The sequence below is a fragment of the Synechococcus sp. OH20 genome (genome assembly GCF_047502685.1).
Classification (GTDB): domain Bacteria; phylum Cyanobacteriota; class Cyanobacteriia; order Thermostichales; family Thermostichaceae; genus Thermostichus.
In genome coordinates this window covers 1-5004 of the sequence record NZ_JANSIQ010000026.1, presented here as the reverse complement: position 1 = coordinate 5004, position 5004 = coordinate 1, and the positions used below count along the sequence as shown (strand labels likewise).

Below are 5004 nucleotides of genomic sequence, written 5' to 3'. Positions count from 1 at the left end.
CCCCCAGCCCCTCTCCCAGCCCTCACCCCCAGCCCCTCTCCCAAAGGGAGAGGGGGGATAGGCGGAGAGAGGTTTTTGGGGTTGCCCTTAAACCCGCTCCAGAAAGGCGACTCCCTCTACATGCCCGGTTTGGGGAAAGAAGTCGGCAGCTCGCCATTGGGTTAGGTGGTAGGATCCCTCGGCCAGCAAGATTTGTAAGTCGCGCGCCAAGGTGGCCGGGTGACAGCTAATGTAAACGAGGCGCGGTGGCCGTCGCAGCTTTAAGATCTCGAGCACTTGGCGGTCGCAGCCACGTCGCGGCGGATCCAGCACCACAATGTCGGCAGGGGGCAGGGTTGGCAGAACCTGTTCCACCGTGCCCTCGAAAAACTGGACAGCAGAGAGGTTGTTGAAGCGAGCGTTGTAGCGGGCCTGGGCCACCGCTTCCGGCAACGCTTCCACCCCCATCACCCGTTTGGCCCGTTGCGCCAGCAGCAAGGTCAGGGTGCCGATGCCACAGTAGGCGTCCAGGACGGTCTCCTCTCCCCGCAGGTTCAGTTGATCGACTATCCAGGTAAAGAAGGCCTCCGCTTGCTCGGTATTGACCTGGAAGAAAGAGGTGCTGTCGATCCAGAGGGAAAAACCGGCAAATTCTTCCCGCAGGGATCCCCGACCGGCAATCACCTCCGTTTGCGGGCCAAAGATGGCGTTGGTGCGGGCCGGATTGAGATTGAGACAGACCCCCACCAGGTCGGGGTAGCGCTGCATCCAGCGTTCAGCCCAGCTTTCCAGATGGGGCAGGTCGCGGCTGCAACTGACCAAGGTCAGCAGCACCTCGCGGGTACGGCGACCGATGCGCAAGCCCAGGTGGCGGAGATGGCCCTGGTGGCGGCTTTCGTCATACACGTTCCAGCCCGTTTCCTGGAGATCCCGCTTGATCTCCCTCAGGAACACGTCCAACCGCTCATCCTGCACGGGGCATTGGTTGAGGTTCACCAGGCGGTGGCTGCCCCGTTGGTAGTAGCCCACGCGCAACGGCTGGCCTGCCGCTTTGGCAATGGGGTAGGTGACCTTGTTGCGGTAGCGCAGCGGCTGCGGGGATCCCAAAATGGGGACAGGCTCCGGCAGGGTAAGGCCGCCAATCCGTTCCAGCGCATCCCTGAGGATCTGCTGCTTGGTGGCCAGTTGCTGAGCGTAGCTGACGTGTTGCCATTGGCAGCCACCGCACTTGTCAGCCACGATGCAGGCCGGTCGCACCCGTTCGGGAGAGGGAGTCATCAACGACCGAATTCGTCCGACCAAATAGTTGCGCTTGATCTCGGTGATCTGGGCCACCACCTGATCCCCCGGCACCGCCTGGGAGACAAACACCACCCGCCCTTGTCCCAGTCCCGCCGTGTGGGCAATGCCATCTCCTTGGGGGGTCAGATCCGTGATCTCCAGGGATAGGAGATCGCCGGGTTTAACGGGATCCAGAAAACCAGAAGGGAGCGGCTGTTCCATTAAGCTGTTTCGCTAGAGTGGCTTATTCCTGGGTCAAAGCAGACAGAGAAGGCAAAACATCCTCTCGAAAAGGAACCTCATTTTGATTGACATTCTCCAGCTCGGCCAACATGAGAGGATTAACCCGATTCAAATAAGGCACCAAAACCTGTTGCAGCCGTGGTCGATAAAAACGGTGGTAGCTGTACACAGGCGTAGCCGGAAATCCCCGCCGGATCTTATGGGATCCGCCGGCGCCGGGATCAAAGTTGCGGATCCCTTCGCGGATGGCCAGGGCAATCGGCTCGTAATAGCAAACGTTAAAGTGCAGGAACTTCACCTCTTCCCGACAGCCCCAGTAGCGACCGAATAGGCGATCTTCTTTACGAACACAAAAAGACATCCCCACAATTTCTGTATTTCGTTCCCCGGCCACCAGCACCAGCCGCTGCCGATAGTTGGGATAGAGAGATTCAAAAAAGCGGCGGTTGAGATATTTGCTCCAGTTCCAGAATTGAGCGCAGGTGTTGCTGTAAAAATCATACATGAGAGAGAGCAGGCGCGGCGTGATCTCCTCTCCTGTGTAGATCTTGAGTTGTATGCCGCTTTTTTCCATCGCAGCCCGCTCCCGCTTAATGTTGCGCCGCTGGTTGGCATTGAACTGGCTCAAAAAGTCCTCGTAAGAGCGGTAGCCAGGGTTGTGCCACTGGTAGTTGTGGGTGATTCGAGGCGTCAATCCATCCGATTCTAATTGGGCCCGCCAGTCCAAATCCACATAAAGTAAGCTAAACACCGAAATATCATTATCTTGGCAAAAGCGGTCGATAATGGCCAACATCAACGGCCACACTTCTGCTGCCGAGTAGTCGGGGTGGACGAGAATGCGATAGCCGGTGGCCGGCGTAAAGGGGGCCATGCCGATCAACTTCGGGTAGTAGCGTTCCCCCAGTTGGCCGGCAACCGCAGCCCATTCTTGGTCGAAGATAAACTCACCCTGGCTGTGGCTTTTCAAATACAAGGGGGCAGCGGCGATCAATTGCCCCCCCGACTCCACCAACAGGTGACAGGGCAACCAACCCGTGTTGCGGCTGGCACAACCGGAAGCCTCTAAGCTGTGCAGCCACTCGTACTCCAAAAAGGGAGAGGTGCGCTCCGTCTGCAAAGTGTGCCAGGCAACCGCCGGGATCTCGCGAATATCGTGGCACCAGCGCCATTTCAAGCCGGTTGACATTTGCCTGCCCAGATAGACCAACTCGCCCTGCAGCCGCGTCAGCTTGGCTGTCCCCATACTCCTTGCAGAGAGGATCCGCCGCCTTTAAGTTCAACACGGGACAGGATCCCCGCGCTTGCTTGCCTGCTTAACCCACATAATATGTACAAGATTGGAAAACAGAGAACTGCTCCTCGACCCGGCGCCAGAGGGTGCCTTTGTGTTAACGTATTTTATTCGCGATCCCTGGGCTCGTAGTAGTGGTTGGCCAATTCCAGAGCCATCTGAAACTTCTGCTCACGGGTGAGGTCGGCCTGCCGGGCGATCTGGGCAAAGCGGTTGACATCTGGGGGCAAGAAGTCGAAAGGCCGCTGTTCCCGCACAATATCTACGACCAAATCGCAAAGGGCCTGCTGGTAATCGTTGTAAAAAATCTCCCCCAAAGCCTTGAGGCGGCCATCGGGCACCGGATTGTTAAAGTCAATGGCTTGCAGCTCCCCTTGCTCGTCGATAAACAGCTCCACCGAGTTCATTTCATAGCCCAACGCCCGATTGATAATCCGGCACGTATCGATAACTTTTTTGCCCATCTCTGGCGTGAGAAACTCTGGATCAAATAAGTACTCGCTGGCATCGAACTTGCGAAAGATGTATTTAATGGGGATGATCTTTCGGCCAATGCAGAGGGCGCGAATCTGCCAGGGATAGGGGCTTTTAACCTTCTCCTGGAGCATCATCACCTGGGATCCGGAGCGGTCGTAAAAGTAGAGGAGCTGCTCCATGTTATAGGCAATTTCGACCCCGATGGCCTCCCGTCCCTCCGCCGGTTTGATGACAATCGGCCAGCCGAGATCTTCTGCCATCCCCTGCCAATCGAAAAACTTGTGATACTTAAAGTCTTCTGTTTTCAAAGCCGGAGCTTCCTTGGGAGGTAGAATGTAAGTCTTTGGAATGGAGATCCCCAGCTCCTTGACCACCATGTAGGCGGCATCTTTGTTGCGCAAGTAGTAGTAAAAGCTGAAGGGGTTGTTGATGATGTATACTCCCCTGAAGGCAAAGCCCATGAACAGGCCAATTGCTTGGGGGTAAAGATAGCTGAAGCGGTCTAGGATGAGGCGGTACTTGGTGCGGTAATCCAGGTTCACCTCGTGGATGGTGACATGTTCCGCCCGGATCTTGTAGGCTTGGCCGTTGCGGGCTTGAACGGGGGGAAGAGCGTTGAGGCGGGCCAGGGTGTCGTCCCCAAAAGGCTCGCTGAAGTGCAGGCTGCCAACCCAGTAGTCTTCGATCATCCAGGCTCCCTCGTCAAAAGCTCTCTCAATCCTCTGCAAGGGATCCTACGCGAAGGCGCGGATTTGGGCTTGCCAAGTGGGCCAGTCGTGATCCCCTTCCCACACCTCCAGGTGATGGGGGATGTCGTTGCGGCGGAGGACTTCTGCCAGGCGCAGGTTGTCGTTGAGGCAGTGATCCCGGTGGGCGGTGAGCAGTTTTAGCTCGGTATTTTGCCCGCCCAGTTGATCCCAGAGTTGTCGGCTCATGTTGGACATGTAAGCCAAGGGGTTGATGAAGTACAGCTCCTGCTCCGCCTGCTGGGGATCCCAGCCGGTGATGGGGCCGAGAGCAGCCACATCGTAGGGCCCTCCCAGCGCCAGACAACGGCGCACCAGGCCGGGGTGCCGACAGGTGAGGTTGACGGCGTGGGTGGCCCCCAGAGAGAAGCCTGCCACCACCAGAAAGTCATTTTGTGCTTCTGCTTTGGCATAGGGGATCAGCTCTTCTACCCAGTGCTGCTCCAGCAACAGCCAGCGATCCCGCCGTTGGGGCACGTCCAGCTCGCGGTTGAACAAGGTCTCCCAATCCAGGGTTTCCACGCAAAAAGCCTGCAAATAGCCCTGTTCCAGATGATGGCCGAGGCTGGCGATAATGCCGCGATCTTCCAAGTCGAAAAAACGCCCGTTGCTGGTGGGCAGACAGATGAGCGGGTAGCCGTGATGCCCAAAGTGGAGCATCTCCATTTCCCGGCCCAAGATCGGAGAGGGAAAACGCAAGTAGCGGCGAGCGTAGGACATGAAAAACGGGGAAGGGATCCTCAAAACATACCCAACTTTCTCTTCTGCGGGGGAAAAGTTGTGCCTTGCCTGGCCAAGAAAGCCAAGCTGCAACCATGAACTACCCCACCGCGCAGGCGGGTAGGGTTTCCTCACCCGCTTGACAGCAGAGCTTTTGTCTCTTCTTCTGCCCCAGTTGCTTCATCGTTCGCGGCAGCGGGACGGAGTCCATCCCGTGTACCGGGTCTCTGAAGTAGAGCTGAAGCATCCAAGACTCACGAGGCG

Annotated in this window: 4 protein-coding genes; all 4 read right to left on the bottom strand. The window is 57.4% G+C overall.

The window, feature by feature from the left end; all coding sequences use genetic code 11:
* Positions 1-87: 87 nt before the first annotated feature.
* On the bottom strand, positions 88-1482 hold the full coding sequence (gene rlmD, locus NW826_RS05810) for a 23S rRNA (uracil(1939)-C(5))-methyltransferase RlmD (RefSeq protein ID WP_414348808.1): 1395 nt from the start codon (positions 1480-1482) through the stop codon (positions 88-90).
* Between the two features lie 22 nt (positions 1483-1504).
* Positions 1505-2692: a GNAT family N-acetyltransferase gene (locus NW826_RS05805; RefSeq protein WP_414509663.1), complete on the bottom strand. Its 1188-nt coding sequence runs from the start codon at positions 2690-2692 to the stop codon at positions 1505-1507.
* 212 nt (positions 2693-2904) lie between these two features.
* A complete protein-coding gene (locus tag NW826_RS05800; RefSeq protein ID WP_414334826.1) occupies positions 2905-3963 on the bottom strand; it encodes an ATP-grasp domain-containing protein in 1059 nt (352 codons plus the stop codon).
* Positions 3964-4008: 45 nt separating this feature from the next.
* Positions 4009-4740: an alpha/beta hydrolase-fold protein gene (locus NW826_RS05795; RefSeq protein ID WP_414337128.1), complete on the bottom strand. Its 732-nt coding sequence runs from the start codon at positions 4738-4740 to the stop codon at positions 4009-4011.
* Positions 4741-5004 lie beyond the last annotated feature (264 nt).

Coding starts and splice junctions, on each gene's coding strand:
- rlmD (WP_414348808.1), bottom strand. CDS start 1,482: ATGGAACAGCCGCTCCCTTCTGGTTTTCTGGATCCCGTTAAACCCGGC.
- NW826_RS05805 (WP_414509663.1), bottom strand. CDS start 2,692: ATGTCAACCGGCTTGAAATGGCGCTGGTGCCACGATATTCGCGAGATC.
- NW826_RS05800 (WP_414334826.1), bottom strand. CDS start 3,963: ATGATCGAAGACTACTGGGTTGGCAGCCTGCACTTCAGCGAGCCTTTT.
- NW826_RS05795 (WP_414337128.1), bottom strand. CDS start 4,740: ATGTCCTACGCTCGCCGCTACTTGCGTTTTCCCTCTCCGATCTTGGGC.